At 70.9% G+C, this 1,800-nt stretch carries 2 protein-coding genes; both read left to right on the top strand.

Annotated elements, in window-relative coordinates; translation table 11 throughout:
* The first annotated feature begins 227 nt into the window (after positions 1-227).
* Entirely contained in the window at positions 228-1,379 is a 1,152-nt protein-coding gene (locus GA0115259_RS16465; RefSeq protein ID WP_093597139.1) for an adenylate/guanylate cyclase domain-containing protein, read from the top strand.
* Between the two features lie 42 nt (positions 1,380-1,421).
* Positions 1,422-1,800 (top strand): enoyl-CoA hydratase/isomerase family protein (locus tag GA0115259_RS16460; protein ID WP_141716590.1); only part of this gene is annotated, 379 nt, incomplete at its 3' end.

Raw genomic sequence — 1,800 nt, 5'->3', positions numbered from 1 at the left:
GAGCCCGGGACGGTGGACCGCGGCGCTCGGCGGGGCTCGTGGTGGCGGCGCGCGACGCGGTGATTCCAGGGCGTCAGGACCAGCCGGAACAGCTCCCGCCGACGGCCCCGCGGACGTATAAATAGGCAGGTGGGTGGGACGTGAGCCAGGGCACATCTGCCGTATCGTTGAGGCGGTCCACGACAGATCGGCAGGACAGTGCGCAGGGAACGGGCAGGAGGCGGCTGGTGACCGTCGACGATTCGACTTCCGGCGAGGATGCGCAGCGGCCGTCGGAACCGTCCGGATTCCCGACCCCGCACCATGTCGTCGACCACACGGCCGAGCCGACCGACGATCCGCTGGCCATCCGCCTCGAACAGCTCATCCTCGGCGCGGAGCGCCGCTACACGCCCTTCCAGGCGGCCCGTACCGCCGGTGTCTCGATGGATCTCGCCTCCCGCTTCTGGCGCGCCATGGGCTTCGCCGACATCGGCCAGGCCAAGGCGCTAACCGAGGCGGACGTGCTGGCGCTGCGCCGGCTCGCCGGTCTGGTGGAGGCCGGGCTGCTCAGCGAGCCGATGGCGATCCAGGTCGCGCGGTCGACGGGACAGACCACCGCGCGGCTGGCGGAGTGGCAGATCGACTCGTTCCTGGAGGGACTGACCGAGCCGCCCGAGCCGGGCATGACGCGTACGGAAGTCACGTATCCGCTGGTGGAGCTGCTCCTGCCGGAGCTGGAGGAGTTCATCGTCTATGTCTGGCGGCGCCAGCTCGCCGCCGCGACCGGACGGGTCGTCCAGGCCGCCGACGACGAGGAGATGGTCGATCGCCGGCTGGCCGTGGGCTTCGCCGATCTTGTCGGATTCACACGGCTGACGCGCCGGCTGGAGGAGGAGGAACTGGGCGAGCTGGTCGAGGCGTTCGAGACGACCTGTGCCGATCTCGTCGCCGCGCACGGCGGCCGGCTGATCAAGACACTCGGTGACGAGGTCCTGTTCGCGGCGGACGACGCGGGCACGGCCGCGGAGATATCGCTGCGGCTCATAGAGACGATGGCCCATGACGAGTCCATGCCGGCGCTACGGGTGGGCATCGCGTTCGGCACGGTCACCACGCGGATGGGCGATGTCTTCGGTACGACCGTGAACCTGGCCAGCAGGCTCACCTCGATCGCGCCCAAGGACACGGTCCTGGTCGACGGCGCGTTCGCGGAGGAGCTGATCCGTACGGGCGAGGCACCGGCCTCCGAGGCCCAGGCGGCCGAGGCGGCGGCGCAGGCCGACAAGGAGGGCCAGGCACCGCCTCCGTACCGCTTCGGCCTCCAGCCCATGTGGCAGCGGCCGGTGCGCGGGCTCGGCGTGGTGGAGCCATGGCTGCTGGGACGGCGGAACACTTAGGATCGGCCCCGGTGAACCATCGTTAACCGGGAGGGTGTTGTCATGGCCGGGACTGAAGAGGCCGCGGAGGGTGTGGCGGAGGACGGGCGGCGGTTCGGGGAGTTCGTCATCGTACGGCGGCACGGCGGCGGCGGTCATGTCGCGGAGCTGGTGCTCGACCGGCCCAAGGCGATGAACGCCGTGTCGACGGAGATGGCCAGGTCCATCGCCGCCGCGTGCGTGGCGCTCGCCGCCGACGGCAGCGTACGTACCACCGTCCTGACCTCCACCCACGCGCGGGCCTTCTGCGTGGGCGCGGATCTCAAGGAGCGCAATTCCCTCAGCGATGCCGAACTGGTACGGCAGCGGCCGGTCGCGCGCGCCGCGTACACCGGCGTGCTGGACCTGCCGATGCCGGTCGTCGCGGCGGTGCACGGCTTCG

The sequence above is a fragment of the Streptomyces sp. MnatMP-M17 genome (assembly GCF_900091995.1).
In the GTDB taxonomy this organism is placed as follows: domain Bacteria; phylum Actinomycetota; class Actinomycetes; order Streptomycetales; family Streptomycetaceae; genus Streptomyces.
Note: the sequence above shows the minus strand (reverse complement) of the source record. Positions and strands in the feature narration are given on the sequence as shown.